The sequence below is a fragment of the Pseudoflavonifractor phocaeensis genome (assembly GCF_016901955.1).
In the GTDB taxonomy this organism is placed as follows: domain Bacteria; phylum Bacillota; class Clostridia; order Oscillospirales; family Oscillospiraceae; genus Flavonifractor; species Flavonifractor phocaeensis_A.
Genome location: NZ_JACJLC010000024.1, coordinates 1 through 15,318, shown reverse-complemented (window position 1 = coordinate 15,318; position 15,318 = coordinate 1). Strand labels below are relative to the sequence as shown.

General features: G+C 60.5%; 15 protein-coding genes. 10 read left to right on the top strand and 5 right to left on the bottom strand.

Features of this window, described 5'->3' with window-relative positions:
• Positions 1 to 607 precede the first annotated feature (607 nt).
• Positions 608 to 1,051 (bottom strand): stage V sporulation protein AC, encoded by a 444-nt coding sequence (spoVAC, locus tag H6B51_RS07495; protein ID WP_204883094.1) that lies wholly within the window; start codon positions 1,049 to 1,051, stop codon positions 608 to 610.
• Between the two features lie 184 nt (positions 1,052 to 1,235).
• Here spoVAC and H6B51_RS07490 point away from each other — a divergent pair, with 184 nt between their 5' ends.
• The 7 genes from H6B51_RS07490 to H6B51_RS07460 all read left to right on the top strand — a co-directional run bounded on the left by H6B51_RS07490 (position 1,236) and on the right by H6B51_RS07460 (position 7,967).
• Positions 1,236 to 1,553, top strand: coding sequence for a YbjQ family protein (locus H6B51_RS07490; RefSeq protein ID WP_204883093.1), 318 nt, complete (start codon positions 1,236 to 1,238; stop codon positions 1,551 to 1,553).
• 2 nt (positions 1,554 to 1,555) lie between these two features.
• Positions 1,556 to 2,275 (top strand): ABC transporter ATP-binding protein, encoded by a 720-nt coding sequence (locus tag H6B51_RS07485; RefSeq protein WP_204883092.1) that lies wholly within the window; start codon positions 1,556 to 1,558, stop codon positions 2,273 to 2,275.
• Positions 2,268 to 3,917, top strand: a complete 1,650-nt coding sequence (locus H6B51_RS07480) for an ABC transporter permease (RefSeq protein ID WP_204883091.1) — start codon at positions 2,268 to 2,270, stop codon at positions 3,915 to 3,917. Before H6B51_RS07485 ends, H6B51_RS07480 begins: the two co-directional genes overlap by 8 nt.
• A gap of 37 nt (positions 3,918 to 3,954) precedes the next feature.
• The gene (locus H6B51_RS07475) at positions 3,955 to 5,868 is read left to right on the top strand and encodes a S41 family peptidase (RefSeq protein WP_204883090.1); all 1,914 of its coding nucleotides are present in this window, start codon (positions 3,955 to 3,957) and stop codon (positions 5,866 to 5,868) included.
• 177 nt (positions 5,869 to 6,045) lie between these two features.
• Entirely contained in the window at positions 6,046 to 6,768 is a 723-nt protein-coding gene (locus tag H6B51_RS07470; RefSeq protein ID WP_204883089.1) for a WecB/TagA/CpsF family glycosyltransferase, read from the top strand.
• Between the two features lie 73 nt (positions 6,769 to 6,841).
• The gene (locus H6B51_RS07465; RefSeq protein WP_204883088.1) at positions 6,842 to 7,387 is read left to right on the top strand and encodes a DJ-1 family glyoxalase III; all 546 of its coding nucleotides are present in this window, start codon (positions 6,842 to 6,844) and stop codon (positions 7,385 to 7,387) included.
• Positions 7,365 to 7,967 carry a 5-formyltetrahydrofolate cyclo-ligase gene (locus H6B51_RS07460; RefSeq protein WP_204883087.1) on the top strand — a complete coding sequence of 201 codons (603 nt, stop codon included), beginning with the start codon at positions 7,365 to 7,367 and terminating at the stop codon, positions 7,965 to 7,967. The genes H6B51_RS07465 and H6B51_RS07460 overlap by 23 nt, the downstream gene beginning before the upstream one ends.
• A gap of 26 nt (positions 7,968 to 7,993) precedes the next feature.
• Here H6B51_RS07460 and H6B51_RS07455 read toward each other — a convergent pair whose 3' ends face one another.
• Entirely contained in the window at positions 7,994 to 8,155 is a 162-nt protein-coding gene (locus H6B51_RS07455; protein WP_204883086.1) for a hypothetical protein, read from the bottom strand.
• A gap of 97 nt (positions 8,156 to 8,252) precedes the next feature.
• Here H6B51_RS07455 and mltG point away from each other — a divergent pair, with 97 nt between their 5' ends.
• The 3 genes from mltG to H6B51_RS07440 all read left to right on the top strand — a co-directional run bounded on the left by mltG (position 8,253) and on the right by H6B51_RS07440 (position 12,228).
• The gene (gene mltG / locus H6B51_RS07450; protein WP_204883085.1) at positions 8,253 to 9,449 is read left to right on the top strand and encodes an endolytic transglycosylase MltG; all 1,197 of its coding nucleotides are present in this window, start codon (positions 8,253 to 8,255) and stop codon (positions 9,447 to 9,449) included.
• Complete coding sequence (locus H6B51_RS07445) at positions 9,442 to 10,656, top strand: peptidase U32 family protein (protein ID WP_204883084.1); 1,215 nt, start codon at positions 9,442 to 9,444, stop codon at positions 10,654 to 10,656. The genes mltG and H6B51_RS07445 overlap by 8 nt, the downstream gene beginning before the upstream one ends.
• Positions 10,657 to 11,070: 414 nt before the next feature.
• Entirely contained in the window at positions 11,071 to 12,228 is a 1,158-nt protein-coding gene (locus H6B51_RS07440) for an iron-containing alcohol dehydrogenase (protein ID WP_204883083.1), read from the top strand.
• A 118-nt stretch (positions 12,229 to 12,346) separates the two neighbouring features.
• On the opposite strand, the gene H6B51_RS07435 is transcribed toward H6B51_RS07440, so the two are convergent.
• From H6B51_RS07435 to H6B51_RS07425, 3 genes are all read right to left on the bottom strand, one after another.
• Positions 12,347 to 13,912 carry an S-layer homology domain-containing protein gene (locus H6B51_RS07435; protein WP_204883082.1) on the bottom strand — a complete coding sequence of 522 codons (1,566 nt, stop codon included), beginning with the start codon at positions 13,910 to 13,912 and terminating at the stop codon, positions 12,347 to 12,349.
• A 155-nt stretch (positions 13,913 to 14,067) separates the two neighbouring features.
• Positions 14,068 to 14,604: an S-layer homology domain-containing protein gene (locus tag H6B51_RS07430; RefSeq protein WP_204883081.1), complete on the bottom strand. Its 537-nt coding sequence runs from the start codon at positions 14,602 to 14,604 to the stop codon at positions 14,068 to 14,070.
• A 127-nt stretch (positions 14,605 to 14,731) separates the two neighbouring features.
• Positions 14,732 to 15,318: IS256 family transposase (locus H6B51_RS07425; RefSeq protein ID WP_204883080.1), on the bottom strand; the 587-nt coding region annotated here is incomplete at its 5' end.

The following is a 15,318-nucleotide window of genomic DNA, read 5'->3' as shown; positions in this document are numbered from 1 at the left end:
GCCATGCCCCAAAAGTTGCACGTTTGCGTACACCCAGTGAAAATATTTTTTAAAAAACGCAAAAAGAGGGACCCGCCCCAGCCAAACAAAGCTTGGGCAAGCCCCTCTGAAAAAAAAGAACCGCCCTGTCCACATCGGACAGCAGCGGAGTAACTTCTGATCAGGACAGCACAACCCCCCGGCCATCCAACGTGACCGGGGGGCTACTTTTCGACCTGGGGTTCGATCATAGATTAACCTCGACTTTCTACAGATTTGCCACGCTCCGGAAGAGATTGTACAATCAGATTTCAGGAATCACTTGTCTCCTGCAACATGCTTGCCCTTGATTTCCGTCTTCAGCGAACTTCGCATCAGAGGTTTCCTGGGTCTTCTCGCTTCACTGAGTTTGTTGGGAACATGTGCTTTGCTGAAACTTTATATATTCAACACTTCCGCAGCGCCTAGGCACTTGATAGGATGAGCCTTGCTAGCCCATGGGGTTCACCTCTTTCTTTTCTGGCTTAAGTATACTAAATACTCGTCAGTTTGTCAAGCAGTTTTTATGTATTTTTCATAATTTTCTTGCCTGTCCGGGGAGTAGTCTCCCCTCCCCGGACAGGCCCATTCACAGCCGCTGAAGCACCACCAGCACCAGTCCGTAGACCACGCTGGCGCCCACGCCGTACACCAGCACCGGCCCGGCGATGGTGAACATCCGGGCCCCCACGCCCAGCACCAGTCCTTCGCTTCGGAACTCCACCGCAGGAGAGGCCACCGCGTTGGCGAAGCCGGTAATGGGCACCAGAGTACCGGCCCCCGCATGCTTGGCGATGGAGTCGAACCACCCCAGGCCGGTGAGCAGGGCGGCCAGAAAAATCAAGGTCACCGAAACGGCTGAGCCGGCGGTATCCTTGTCCAGCCCCAGACCTTGGTATAACTCGCCCATGGCTTGTCCCAAGGTACAAATCAGTCCGCCCACCACAAAGGCCCACACCAGATCCTTTCCCATGGGGGAAGGTTTTGCCATGCCCGAGACATAGCGGCTGTATTCCTCATTGGTCATGTCCACAAGAATCCCTCCTTTTTCTCCAGTATGTCCCAGCCTGAAAGAAATATGCGCCATTTTTCAGGTTCCCTCTTGACTTTCCCGCCGCCGCAAGGTATACCCTGTACCACAGAGGTAATCCCCGGGAGACAGCGTCACTGGCACCTGTCGGCATACGTCCAACCAATTTTATGAAGGAGGAACTCATATGCTGCTGCTCAATCTTGATTACGTACCCGACAAAAAGATCCAGGCCCTTGGGGTGGTCACAGGCAGTGTGGTACAATCCAAGCATTTCGGCAGGGATTTCATGGCGGGGATGAAAACCCTGGTGGGGGGCGAGATCGTGGGTTATACCGAGATGCTGGCCGAGGCCCGTGAAATTGCCACCAAGCGGATGGTGGACGAGGCGGCGGCCATGGGAGCCGACGGGGTCATCGGCCTGCGGTACACCACCTCCGCGGTGATGCAGGGTGCGGCGGAGGTCACCGCCTACGGTACCGCCGTCCGGATCCTGGGGGGCTGATCATGCTGCGGATTGAGCACTTTTCCAAAACCTATTCCAAGGGTGTCAAGGCGGTGGATGATCTGAGCCTCCACATTGCCCCCGGCGAGATCTTCGGCTTCATCGGCCACAACGGGGCGGGTAAGACCACCACCCTTCGGGCGGTGGCCGGGGTGATGGATTTTGACCAGGGCACCATCATCATTGACGGCCACGACATCCGCACCGACACCCTGGCCGCCAAGAAGGCCACCGCCTTCCTGCCGGACAACCCCGACCTGTACGACTTCCTCACCGGCATCCAGTTTCTTAATTTCATCGGGGACATCTACCAGATCCCCGGGGACGCCCGGCGGAACCTGATCGAGAAATACGCCGGGGCCTTCCAGCTCACCGGCAACCTGGGCAGCCCCATCGGCAGCTATTCCCACGGCATGAAGCAGAAGCTGGCCCTGATCTCCGCCCTTATCCGCCGGCCCCGGCTGCTGCTGCTGGACGAGCCCTTTGTGGGCCTGGACCCCACGGCGGCCCATCTGCTCAAGCAGTTCTGGGCGGAGCTGTGCCAAGAGGGGGGCTCGGTGTTCTTCTCCACCCACGTGCTGGAGGTGGCCGAAAAGCTGTGCCACCGCATCGCCATCATCAAGCAGGGCAGGCTCATCCGCATGGGCAGCACCGCCGAGCTGGTGGGGGACTCCACCCTGGAGGACCTGTTCCTGGAGCTGGAGGGGGATGGCCATGGCTAATTTCCGGGCTCTGCTGTGGCTTAACTTCAGGTCCCTGCTGTCCACCATGCGGGTGGGCCGCAAAAAGCGGTCCTACTCCGGCCTGGGCGCTCTGGCCTTAGTGGCCGGGCTGTCCGTGTATATCTCTGGGGTGTACAGCTCCCTGCTGGCCAGACAGCTTGCCCCGGTGGGGGCGCTCCCCCTGCTGCTGGTATTCATGTCCCTGGTGGCAGTCGTCCTGGGCTTTTTCTTCTCTCTCTTCGCCGCCCAGGGGGTGATCTTCGGCGCTAAGGACAATGACCTGATGCTCTCCCTGCCCATTTCCCCCTTCGCCCTCATGCTCTCCCGCACCCTGGCCCTCTACCTGGAGAACCTGGTGTCCACCGTCTTTGTGCTCCTGCCCGCCGGAGTGATCTATCTGTGGTACGGCGGACCGGGAGGCTGGGCGGTGCTCCCTCTGCTGCTGGTAAGCGCCCTCTTTCTCAACCTGCTGCCTACTCTGCTTACTCTGATTATCGGATTTGCGCTGGCCTGGCTGTCCAGCCGGTTCCCCCGGAAAACCCTGGCCACCTCTCTGCTCCAGCTGCTCCTGCTGGCTCTGATTCTGGTAGGCTCCTTCTGGCTGGGTAGTTCCATCAACAACGTGGGAAACGCCGTCCCCGCCATTCTGGCCTTCTTCCAGGGCTGGGGCCGGCCCTTCCTCATGCTAGCCAACGGGGTAAGCGACGGGGACCCGCTCCAGCTGCTGGGGCTGTGGGCTCTGTGCCTGATCCCCTTTCTGATGGTGACGTGGCTCTTTGCCTGGCAGTACAAGGCCATTATCACCCGTATGTCCACCCACCGCTCCCGCTCGGACTACAAGCTGGGCAAGCTGACCGCCGCCGGACAGCGGGGGGCTCTGCTGCGCAAGGAGGCCCGCCGGTGGATCGGCACCCCCGTCTATGTGTTCAACACCGGCATCGGCCTGCTGCTGATCCCTGGGGCGGGCGTAGCCGCCCTACTCAACCGGGCCGCCATTGCCCGGTTTCAGGTCATGGCCGGCGGACTGGAGCTGGCCCCCCTGATCCTGGTGTGCATGGGCTTCTGCCTGTCCACTATTTCCATCACCGCCTCCTCCATCAGCCTGGAGGGCAAACAGATTTGGCTCCTCCAGTGCGCCCCCGTCCCCGCTTCCACGATCCTGGGCATAAAGATGGCCTTCCAGCTGCTGGTCACCCTGCCCTGCCTGCTGGTGGGTTGGCTGCTGCTCTCCCTGTCCTTCGCGCTCTCTCCCGCGGAGTGGGGTGTTGCTGCTGGCAGACGGCCTGCTCTTCGCCCTGCTGTGCGCCCCTCTGGGGCTGTGGCTCAACCTGCGCTTCCCCAAGCTGGACGCCGTCAACGACGCGGTGGTGGTCAAGCAGTCCATGGCCGCCGTGCTGGCCACCTTCCTGCCCATGGTGTTGCTCATTCCCTTCTTCCTGGCCTGGCTCTTTCTCTTGGACACCCTGGGCTCCCCGGGGATCCTGGGGCTCTATGCCGCCGTGCTGGCGCTGGCCGCCAGCGGGGCCTTCGCCCTGGTGCGGCGGCAGGGGCCGGTACTCTTCCGGCAGCTTTCAGAATAGTGACAAATTGCTACAATTTGGGGGTGGGCCTTGCGCCAACCCCCAAATTTGCTTTACAATAGAGACGCTATTAGGTAACATAATGCCAGGAGGCTCTCTATGAAACGATTTTTCCGCCTGCCCGCCCTCGGGCTGGCTTTTACTTTGCTATTTTCCACCGCCGCTCAGGCCCTCACGCCCGATCAATGCAGAGATCTGTTGCAGCAGTACTATATTGACGACATCCCCCAAACCGTATTGGACCAGGAGACCATCCAGCAGATGCTGGAGGCCCTGGGGGATCCCTACACCCAGTACTTCACCCCGGAGGAGTATAAGCTCTTCACCTCCTCCATGGAGGACACCGTGCTGGTGGGAGTGGGGGGCACCTTCTCCCTGACAGAGGGGGGACTGCTTACCGAGCGGGTCTTTGAAGGCTCCGCAGCCGACAAGGGCGGGCTCCAGGTGGGAGACATCGTGACCCACGCCGATGGCAAGCCCCTGTCCGGGCTCACCCTGGATGAAGCGGGCCAGCTCCTCCGGGGGGAGGAGGGCTCCTCTATCACTCTGACCTACCTGCGAGAGGGAAAGAAACACACCGCCAAGCTCACCCGTACCGCCTTCCTGGTACCCACGGTATACAGCCAGCTGGTGGATGGGCACATCGGATACCTGGACTGCGACACCTATGGGGTGGACACCCTCACCCACTTTGTGGACGACATGACAGCGTTCAGCGGCCTGGCCACCAGCTGGATCGTGGACCTGCGGGACAACCCCGGCGGGGATTACTACGCTTCCATGGGCACGGTGGGCTGCTTTGCCGGGGAGGACGCCCTGTCCTACCTGTTGGATAACCAGGGCAAATATTCCGCCTACCGGACCGCTGTGGAGTCCAGGACCATGTACCCCGCCCTGGTACTCACCAATGAAAACTCCGCCAGCGCCGCCGAGCTCTTCGCCTCCAGCATCCGGGACACCGGGACCGGCATTCTGCTGGGGGAGCGCACCTACGGCAAGGGGGTAGCCCAGAGCGTTCTGGACCAGACCACCCTGCCCGACTATTTTCCCGATGGAGACGCCATCAAGATCACCTCCTACCGTTTTTACAGCCCCGGCGGCGCCACCAATGACACCGTGGGCGTGATCCCTCACCTGCTGTTGGACGACGACCTGGCCGACGAGGCCGCCCTGCTTCTCTCCACCCCCGCGCCCGCCGGAGATACCACCGGATACCTCCGCGTCGACCTGGAGTGGCGGTGGTATATCGACCTGGACCAGGCCCTGAGCCCGGAATATCAAGAGGCCTTTGTGGCCCTGCTGGAGGCGCTGCCCGACCAGGTGAAGGTATGGCAAGGCACTGGCGGCGCCGACGGCTGGACCCAAACCTCTGCCGCCGCCCTGGCGGAAGCCCACGGCCTCACCGACTATACCCGCCGGGGCTTCACTGACAGCGCCGACTCTCCGTACCGCGCCTCCATCGACCTGCTGGCCACCTACGGCATTCTCCAGGGTACTGGGGATGGCACCTTCCAGCCTGAGACTCCCCTTACCCGGGCTCAGCTGTGCGCCCTGCTGGCCCAAGCCCTCAACTGCAAGATGCCCTCGGGCGAGAGCCAATTCACCGACGTGGATATGAATGCCTGGTATGGTCCCGCCGTCAACGCCCTGGCCTCTATGGGGCTGGTCAACGGAGTGGGAGGCGGCCGGTTTGATCCCGACGCTCCGGTGAGCCACGAGCAGTTTGTCACCATCATGGGCCGGCTGGCTCAACGTCTGAGCATGGTGATGGACCTGGCATGGCAGAACCGGCCGGACACGGCGGGTGATTCCTTTGTCGGCTGGTCCGACTGGGCGGCAGAGGAGGCCTGGCTGCTGGCGGAGGGACAGACCGGCCTGCTGGGCAACTCCATCAACCTTCTGTGGGATCTCCCCCAGGATATCGATCCCGACGCTGTCACCACCCGGGAGGAAGCCGCCGCACTCACCTGCACACTGCTGCAATGGGTGGGTATTCTGCCCGAATTATCCTGAGTCCAGCGGGGCTGCCGCCATCCGGCAGCCCCGTTTTATGTCTCCCTTTTCCGGCTATCTTCACAGAATCTTTATAGATTCTACCCCGCTTTCCCGCTCTTTTCGCATAGACTTTTTTTCATACCTATGGTAGAATGGTGTGAATTTATGGACATGATCCAATGGAGGTCATTGCATTTGAGGACTGATGTATTGGGCGTGGGCTTTGACAATCTGACTCTGACGGAGGCCGCCGCTACCGGGGCCGCGCTGGCGGACGCCGACGGATTTCACTACGCTGTCACCCCCAATCCCGAGTTTATCCTGGCCGCCCGGAAGGACCCCCAGTTTCGCCAGGTCCTGCAGCAGGCTCATCTGGTGCTCCCCGACGGAGTCGGCGTGATTCACTCTGCCAAGATCCTGGGCCGGCCGCTGAAGGGCCGGGTCCCCGGCATCGAGTTTGCCCAGGCCCTGATGGCCTGGATGGCAAGCCACGGCAAGCGGCTCTTTCTCCTGGGTGCCAAGCCCGGTGTGGCCGAGTTGGCCGCCGCCCGGCTGAAAAGCGCCTACCCTGGGCTCATCGTCTGCGGCACCCATGATGGCTACTTCAAGGAGGACGGCCCGGTAGTAGAGGAGATCCGCGCCGCCGCCGCCGACGTGGTGTTTGTCTGTCTGGGCGCCCCCAAGCAAGAATTCTGGATGGTGAAAAACGGTCCCGCTACCGGAGCCCATCTGATGGTGGGCCTGGGCGGCTCCCTGGACGTGTTTGCCGGGGTAGTGGAGCGGGCCCCCAAGGCTTTTCAAAAGCTGGGCCTGGAGTGGCTCCACCGGCTCATGAAAGAGCCCAAGCGCATCGGTCGTATGGCCAAGCTGCCCTTGGTGCTGTGGTACGCCGCCGGAGCCCGCATCCGTGGAAAGTGACCCCTTTCTCCGGCGGAAGTTCTGTGTGTCCTGGGCCGGAAGGGCCCAAATGATAAAATGAGGTGTAATTTACATGGTTGCCATTTTACTGGGTGAAGGTTTTGAGGAAAGTGAGGCTCTGGTACCCGCCGACCTGCTGCGGCGGGCCGGGCTCAAGGTGTGCCTGGTGGGTCTGAACAGCCTCCAGGTCACTGGCGGACACGGTATTACCGTTACCGCCGATACCACTCTGGATCAGCTCTCTCCTGAGGATCTGAAAATGCTGGTGCTCCCTGGCGGGCTGGGCGGCGTGGAGGCCATCCACAGCTCCACCCCAGCCCTGACCCTGATCCAGCGGTGCAGTGATCACGGCTGCTGGCTGGCGGCCATCTGCGCCGCCCCCACCATTTTGGCCAATTTGGGGATTCTGGACCGCCGTCGCGCGGTGTGCTATCCCGGCATGGAGGATATGATGGGCTCCGCCGTAGTACAGAAGGGGACCCCCGTGGTGGTGGACGGCCATATCGTCACCGGCGAGGCCGCCGGTTCCGCGTTTGCCTTCGGCCTGACCCTGGTAGAGGTGCTGAAGGGTACGGAAGCTGCCCATCAGGTCAAGCATGCCGTCCACTATCACGGCTGAGAAGACCGCCCTGCGCGCCGCCGCCCTGGCTACCCTGGAGGGTCTGTCCTCTCAGGACCGGCAGGACAGCGACCGAGCTCTTTTCCGCCGTTTTCTGGCCCTGCCCCAGGTAGGGCAGGCCTCCACCCTGCTGCTCTACTACGGCATGGGGGTAGAGCCGGACACCAAAACGCTCTTTTCTTCCCTGTGGAAGGCCGGGAAGGCGCTCTGTCTGCCCCGGTGCCTGCCAGGGAACCAAATGGAGGCCCGGCTCGTCCAAAGGACAGAGTCTCTGATCCGTCATCCCTATGGGATGCTGGAGCCGGGGGAGGACTGTCCCCGGCTGGAGCCCGCACAGATCGATCTTGCCCTGGTGCCTGGCCTGGCATTTGACCGGGCGGGAGGCCGCTTGGGTCGGGGCGGCGGGTATTATGACCGCTGGTTGGCTGGTTTCTCCGGGGTGACTGTGGCCCTGTGCCGACAGGCTGTTTTCTTCAACGCCCTGCCCCGTCTTCCTCACGACCTGGGAGTGGATCTGGTGGTCACCGAGACCGGCCTGTACGGCCCGTCCCATTCCGTCCCATTGGAAAGCGGGGCGTAGCCCCGCCTTCCAACGCTAGGTACGGCTCAGCAGCAGCCGTCGTTGCAGCCGCAGTTGTTGCCACAGCCGCAGTTATTGCCGCCGCAGCCGCAGCTGTTGCCACCGCCGCAGCAGCAGCACAGCAGGATGATGATCAGGATGATCCACAGGCAGCTGTTGCCGCCAAACCCGTTGTTGCCAAAACACATTGTCATCTCACCTCACTTGCCTGAACTGACCCATACTATGCCTTGAGGTGAGCACAGGTTCCGGCTGTACGCTGGTTTTGTTAGGAGTTGAACTTCCATGTCTCAAGAGGAATACCGTAACCAGGACGGGATGGAGAATCCCTCCCGGGCCAGTCATCCCGGCAAACGGCTGGCACCCTCCGGCAAATCCGAGGGCTCCCGAACCGAAAAAGCCTCCCGCCCCCGGAAAAAGCGCAAACGACTGGGTGCCTGGGGCGTGCTCATCTATGTGGTGTGCGTGCTGGGCGTCTCCGCCCTGCTGGCCGGGGTGAGCTGGATGTGGGCCAACGATGTGCTGGCCCTGAACAAGGCCGAGCACTCCGCCGTGGTGGAGGTGGCGGAGGGTGACACCGTGGATCAGGTCGCCGACAAACTAAAAGAGAACGGCCTGATCGAGTATCCCTTTGTTTTCAAGCTGTTCTGCGCCTTTACCCACGTCAGCGGCGCCGCCGGAGAGGAAGATGCCAAGATCACCCCGGGCACCTATGAGTTGAACACCGATATGGACTATCGGGCCCTTGTCTCCAGCATGGGCTCCAGCTCCTCCAGCCGTCTGACCACCACGGTCACCATTCCTGAGGGTACCACCCTGGCGCAAATTTTCCAGATGCTAGAGAATGCCGGTGTGTCCACCGTGGAGCACCTCACCGAGACTGCCGCCAACTATGACTTCAAGTTCTCCTTCCTTCAGGGCGAGCTGCCTCTGGGAGACGCCACCCGCCTGGAGGGTTATCTCTTCCCCGACACCTATGAGTTCTATATGGGTGAAAATCCGGTAAGCGTGCTCAACAAGATGATCCTCCGCTTTGACGAGATCTTTACCGATGAGATGCGCCAGGCCATGACCGACAAGGGCATGACAGTCAACGACGCGGTGATCATCGCCTCCCTCATTGAAAAGGAGACCGACGGCACCGATCAGGGAAAGATCTCCTCGGTAATCTATAACCGCCTGCTCAACCCCACCAGCGAGACGGCTGGCTATCTGAACATCGACGCCTCTATCCTGTATGCCACTGGCGGCACCGAGGTGGATCTGAACGCCGATACCCCCTACAACACCTCCACCCACACCGGCCTGCCCCCCACTGCCATCTGCTGCCCCGGCGTGGACGCCCTGAAGGCAGCTGTGTCGCCTGAGTCTACCTCTTACTACTTCTACGCCCTGGGGGATGACGGAGTCCACCACTTCTTCAACTCCTACAGCCAGCACCAGGCCTTTGTGGCCAGTCAGGAGCTGTACCAGAATGGCTGATAAAATTGAACTGCTTTCCCCCGCCGGGGACATGGAACGGCTGCGGATGTCGCTGGCCTACGGCGCGGACGCGGTCTATCTGGCGGGCAGCGACTTCGGTATGCGAGCCTTCGCCGGTAATTTCACCCCCGACCAGATGCGCCAGGCGGTGGAGCTCTGCCACAGTCGGGACGTATCCGTCCACGTCACCTGCAACACCATGCCCCGCAACCGGGAGGTGGACAGGCTGCCGGAGTGGCTGGAATACCTCCAGGACCTGGAGGTGGACGCCGCTATCGTGGCCGACGTGGGGGTGCTCTCTCTGCTCAAACGCTACGCCCCCAAGGTGAAGGCCCACATCTCCACCCAGGCCAGCATCTCCAACTACCAGGCTGCCCGGGCCTGGTACGAGCTGGGGGCCAGCCGGGTGATCCTGGCCAGGGAGCTCTCCCTGGAAGAGGTGCGGGAGATCAGGGCCAAAGCCCCCAGGGAACTGGAGATCGAGGCCTTTGTCCACGGCGCCATGTGTGTTAGCTACTCCGGCCGATGCCTCCTGTCCAACTATATGACCGGACGGGACGCCAACCGGGGAGCCTGTGCTCAGCCCTGCCGCTACAAGTACGCCCTGGTCGAGGAAAAGCGCCCTGGGGAATACTTCCCCATTGGGGAGGACGAGGGGGGCGCCTATATCATGAACTCCCGGGACATGTGTATGATCGACCACATCCCGGAGCTGATGGAAGCCGGAGTAGACTCTCTGAAGATCGAAGGCCGTGCCAAAAGCGCCTATTATGCCGCTGCCGTTACCGCTGCCTACCGCCATGCCATTGATGCGGCGGCGGAAGGCCATGCTCTGGACCCGGTGTGGCGGGCGGAGGTGGACAAGGTGAGCCACCGGCCCTACTCCACCGGCTTCTGGTTTGGCCAGCCCGGACAGTACACCGGCGATGCCCGGTATATTCGGGACTGGCAAGTGGTTGCTGTGGTGGAGTCCTGCGGCCCCGACCGCCGGGCCCTGTGCTCCCTGCGTAACAAGTTTGCCGTTGGAGATGAGCTGGAGCTCATTGGCCCCGGCCTGAAACCGGTGACTCTCACCGCTCCCCTGATGGCGGACACTGACGGCTTTCCCCTTCAGGAGCCCCGTATCCCTCAGATGAAATTTTATATGGATCTCCCTGTCCAGGCCCCACCCCTGTCCATTCTTCGTGCTTGCCGGGAAAATTCATAAGAGAACGCCAGGCTGTTTTTGGCCTGGCGTTTTTATGACCAAAAGCTCTTTGTTCCCAGGTCCAACGCAGTCTCTCCATTCGCTATGGTGTACTTAAGACGACAGGCGGGTAAGGCTCGGCACAGCTCCTACCGCACCCCCTGCCGCTTCTAACAAAAAATATTTTGCCCTCCGGATTTTTCCGGCGGGCAATTTTATTGCTTAAATAAAGTTATGTATCTCAAACGCTTTATAATTTATACCATTTAGTTTAACCAAAAAAGTTACAGTTATATTTTTAACTATATTGTCACAAAAATCACTATAATTAGTTAAAAAATAAACTTTTTTAAACTTATTGACAAGTTTCCTTTTTATGCTATACTTGCCTCAAACAAAGCGGACGACCTGCCCGCCAGAAGGAGGAACTATATTATGTCTACTTACTACTTCCTGCCCACCCGCAACGTTTTTGGTGAAGGAGCCGTCAACGAAGCTGGCGCGCTGCTGGGCAGTCTGAATGTAAGCCGCGCCATGATCGTCACTGACAAGTTCCTGGCCCAGTCCGGCATGGCCGCCAACATCCAGGAGATCCTGTCCGCCTCTGGCATCCACTCCGTGGTCTTTGACGGAGCAGAGCCCAACCCCACCGACAAGAACGTAGAGGCAGGAGTAGACTTCTTCCATGCCAACCAGTGCGATTCCATCATCTCTCTGGGCGGTGGTTCTTCCCATGACTGCGCCAAGGGTATCGGCCTGGTGGCCAGCAACGGCGGACGCATCCACGACTACGAGGGCGTGGACAAGGCCACCAAGGATGTGGTCCCCCTGATGGCCATCAACACTACCGCCGGTACCGCCTCCGAAATCACCCGCTTCTGCATCATCACTGATACCAGTCGGAAGGTAAAGATGGCCATCGTGGATTGGCGGGTTACCCCCAAGATCGCCGTCAACGACCCCGTGCTCATGAAGGGTATGCCCGCCTCCCTCACTGCCGCTACCGGTATGGATGCCATGACCCACGCCATTGAGGCCTATGTATCCACCGCCGCCAACGTGCTCACCGACTCCGCCGCCCTCATGGCCGTGAAGATGATCTACCAGTACCTGCCCAAGGCGGTTGCCAACGGCGATTACATGTGGGCCCGCGACAAGATGGCCTATGCCCAGTATCTGGCCGGCATCGCCTTCAACAACGCCTCCCTGGGCTATGTCCACGCCATGGCCCACCAGCTGGGCGGCTACTACAACCTGCCCCACGGCGTGTGCAACGCCATTTTGCTGCCCTACGTGGAGGAGTTCAACCTCATCGGCAACCTGAACCGGTTCCGTGATCTGGCAGAGGCCATGGGCGAGAAGGTAGACGGCCTGTCCACCGGGGACGCCGCCGCCAAGGCCATCCAGGCCATTCGCACCATCAGCAAGCAGGTGGGTATCCCCGCCAACCTGAAGGTGCTGGGGGTCAAGCCGGAGGACTTCGAGGTCATGGCTGAAAACGCCATGAAGGATGTCTGCTGTCTGACTAATCCCCGCAAAGCCACCAAGGAACAGGTCATTGAGATCTACCGCCGGGCCTACGAGGGCGAATAAGCATACTCCGCATCCACGTCAATGCTCATACAACCGCAAGCGGGACTGTTGCGAAAGCAACAGTCCCGCTTTTGTTGTCATGAGCAATCAGTTTGACCTATTGCGCCTTTGTCCAGGCTTACAGCTCCAGATATTCATAGAGGTTGAGCATGGTGGTAATGCTCTGCTCCCGGCTGTAGCTCTGAGCCGGATCAAACCGGCCTCCGCCCACGCCGTTCATGATCTTACCCCCCTGGACCTGTCCCACGGCCTCCAGAGCCCAGGAAGAAATGGAGGCGCTGTCCACAAAGTCCGTCGGTGTCAGGGGCAGAGGCTGATCCAGTGCCTCGGCCAGTCGAGCCAGCATGACGGCGGCCTGCTCCCGGTTCAGGGGATCGTTGGGATGGAAGCTGCCATCCCCCACGCCGTTTACCACCCCCAAGTAGGCGGCTTTCTGTACGTTCACATCGTTGGTATCGGTAAATGTGAGTCGTCCGGCCACCGTGGTCCCGGTGACCGTTTCATAGAACTGGACCGCCAGGGCGCAGAACTCGCCCCGGGTGGTGGCCTGCGTGAAGCTGCTCTGAAGGGCAGAGGGCACCAGCCCCAGAGCCACCGCCTCAGACACATCGGCCTGGGCCCAGCCGGAGGGGAGCTCATAGGAGTTGGCGGCAAAGAAGTCCACCTGATAGGTAAAATCTACCGCAGCACCGTCCTTGGACTTCAGCCCATCGATAGTGACCTGATAGACCCCTTCATAGCTCTCCACTCCGTCGGGGCGGAAAATGATGCAGTTGGAAACACCGTAGCCGCCGGTATCCACGTTGAGATAGAGGCCGGAGGAAGCCATCTTATAGCTCTGGCTACCGCTTAGGGTCCAGGTCTTGCCGTCGCTCTGGCGGGTAATGGTCACCGTCAGGTCGGACATTCTGGGGATCGTGTAATTCTGGGGATTAAGGGTAACGCTCCAGGCGGTATTCTTGGTAAAGCCCAGGGTATCGCTGGGGAAATTCCCCGAGGCAGGCCAACTGATGAAGTCATAATCACAGCCGCTGCCGCTCCGGTCAAACACCTTTTCCACCACATAGCCGTTGTATCTGCTGCCTGGATTCTCAGCATAGCCGAATCCCACCTTGCCCAAGGTGGGATTGAGCTGCCACCGCCGGTGGCCCAGCCGGCTGACGTTGCTGGCGTCGCTGTCATCCATAAAGCCGTCGGGAGAATTGCCCAGATGCCGGCCGACATACAGGTTACTGGAAGAGACCGCCTCATAGGCCTGCTCATAGAAGCTGTCGCTCATGTCCTCAGGCTGGCCGGGATAGTGGCTCAGAACACCGTTGTGGGCGGTAAGTACCGCGCCGTACTGGGCATTCTCCGACAGAGCCTGGTCCAGGGTCACCGCAGGCAGGCCAGCGATCCGCCGCAGTACGTTGAGCCGGTTCACCGCAGTCATCAGCGCCTCCTGGCTCACCTTGCCGGTGGCATAGGGGGCGTTGACCACGGGCTCCACATCAAAGACATGGTCTGGCATAGTGGTTGGAGTGCCCTGGATCAGCTGGGCAATCTCCCCTTTGGACAGCTTGGCCATCTCGGTGGAGCCGCTGCTCCGCAGACCGGATGCCGACGCGGCCGGCAGTGCCGTCACCAGGGCAGCCAGCACACACAGGGACGCCAAAGTCCGTCTCAGGCGACTGTTTAATCTCATATCCGTCATTCCTTTCTCTTCCGCGTCTCCGGCAATGGGTACCGGAGCTGTTCTAAACTTTATGATAGCACCCAGCCGCTACCGCTGTCAACGGCCCCCAAAAGACAAGGCAGGGGCCCGCTGTTCCCAGCGGGCCCCTGCCCTCTTCGGTTAGATCAGGTTTCCTGGAGCGCCTGGATCAGATTGGTGAAAATCTGAGCGGCCTCCGCCCGGGTAAGCTGGCCCTGAGGATCCAGCAGATTCCCGTCCTTGCCGTTGAGTACTCCGGCATCCACCGCCCAGGCCATGGCCTGGGCGGCCCAGTCAGACACAGTATCCCCGTCGGGATAGTCTGCAAGGGCGTTTTCCGCGGCGGCCACATCATAGCCCTGGAGCTGGGCATAGCGGTAAGCCAGCACCACCAGCTGCTCCCGGGTTACCACCTCTTCGGGGCCGAAGGTCTGGCCGTTGCCCTCCATCACACCGTGAACCACAGCCCAGCTCACCCCGGCGCTGTACCACTGTCCGGCAGCCACATCGGCAAAGGAGAGGTCCTCCTCCTCCGGGGAACCGGCCAAACGGTAAAGAATGGTGGCTACCATGCCTCGGGTGGTGGTCTCGTCAGGAGAGAAGGTGGTGACGCCGGTGCCGGTCATCAGGCCCTGTTCCGCCATAAAGGATACAGCCTCATAGTACCAGCTGCCCTGAGACACATCGGTAAATCCGGTCTGAACGGCGGTATTCCCCTTCCTGACCGGCTTCCCGGGAGGGTGGGCGGTATGCGCGCCGCTTGCGGCGTGAATGCCGTCCCGCCCTCCTGGGAATTCTAAGGGAAGGGGATCAGCCCACGCCGCGGTCGGCGAAAAGAAGCTGCAGCTGGCTGAGTACCAGATCCCAATTCTGACATCTGGCGTGCCAGTGCTTTACGATCCGCTGGGACGCCAGATAGAGCATCCTCCTCAGAGAATCGTCGTTGGTAAAGCTGGGTTTATTTTTCGTGATCTGCCGGAACTGCCGGTTCAGGCCCTCGATGATGTTGGTCGTGTATATGATTTTCCGAATCTCCGGCGGGTATTCAAAGAAGGTACTCAGGACCTCCCAGTTGTCCTCCCAGCTCTTGACGCAGGAGGGGTACTGCTTGTGCCAGGCATCGGAGAACCGGCGCAGGTTCTCTTCCGCCTCGTCCAGGGTAACGGCGGTGTAGATCTTCTTCAGGTCGGCAATGACCTTCTTGATGTCCTTATAGCTGACATACCGGGTGGAGCTGCGGATCTGGTGGACGATACACCGCTGTAGACGGCTCTTGGGATAGACCGCCCGGATGGCATCCATCATGCCGCAAAGACCGTCAGTGCAGAACAGATAGACGTCCAAAACACCCCGGCTTTTGAGGTCATTCAGCACATTCAGCCAAAATTTGCTGCTCT

Bases quoted from the DNA above. Each gene is read 5' to 3' on its own strand.
- H6B51_RS07490 (WP_204883093.1), top strand. From the start codon at position 1,236: ATGCTGCTGCTCAATCTTGATTACGTACCCGACAAAAAGATCCAGGCC.
- H6B51_RS07485 (WP_204883092.1), top strand. From the start codon at position 1,556: ATGCTGCGGATTGAGCACTTTTCCAAAACCTATTCCAAGGGTGTCAAG.
- H6B51_RS07480 (WP_204883091.1), top strand. From the start codon at position 2,268: ATGGCTAATTTCCGGGCTCTGCTGTGGCTTAACTTCAGGTCCCTGCTG.
- H6B51_RS07475 (WP_204883090.1), top strand. From the start codon at position 3,955: ATGAAACGATTTTTCCGCCTGCCCGCCCTCGGGCTGGCTTTTACTTTG.
- H6B51_RS07465 (WP_204883088.1), top strand. From the start codon at position 6,842: ATGGTTGCCATTTTACTGGGTGAAGGTTTTGAGGAAAGTGAGGCTCTG.
- H6B51_RS07460 (WP_204883087.1), top strand. From the start codon at position 7,365: ATGCCGTCCACTATCACGGCTGAGAAGACCGCCCTGCGCGCCGCCGCC.
- H6B51_RS07455 (WP_204883086.1), bottom strand. From the start codon at position 8,155: ATGTGTTTTGGCAACAACGGGTTTGGCGGCAACAGCTGCCTGTGGATC.
- mltG (WP_204883085.1), top strand. From the start codon at position 8,253: ATGTCTCAAGAGGAATACCGTAACCAGGACGGGATGGAGAATCCCTCC.
- H6B51_RS07445 (WP_204883084.1), top strand. From the start codon at position 9,442: ATGGCTGATAAAATTGAACTGCTTTCCCCCGCCGGGGACATGGAACGG.
- H6B51_RS07440 (WP_204883083.1), top strand. From the start codon at position 11,071: ATGTCTACTTACTACTTCCTGCCCACCCGCAACGTTTTTGGTGAAGGA.
- H6B51_RS07435 (WP_204883082.1), bottom strand. From the start codon at position 13,912: ATGAGATTAAACAGTCGCCTGAGACGGACTTTGGCGTCCCTGTGTGTG.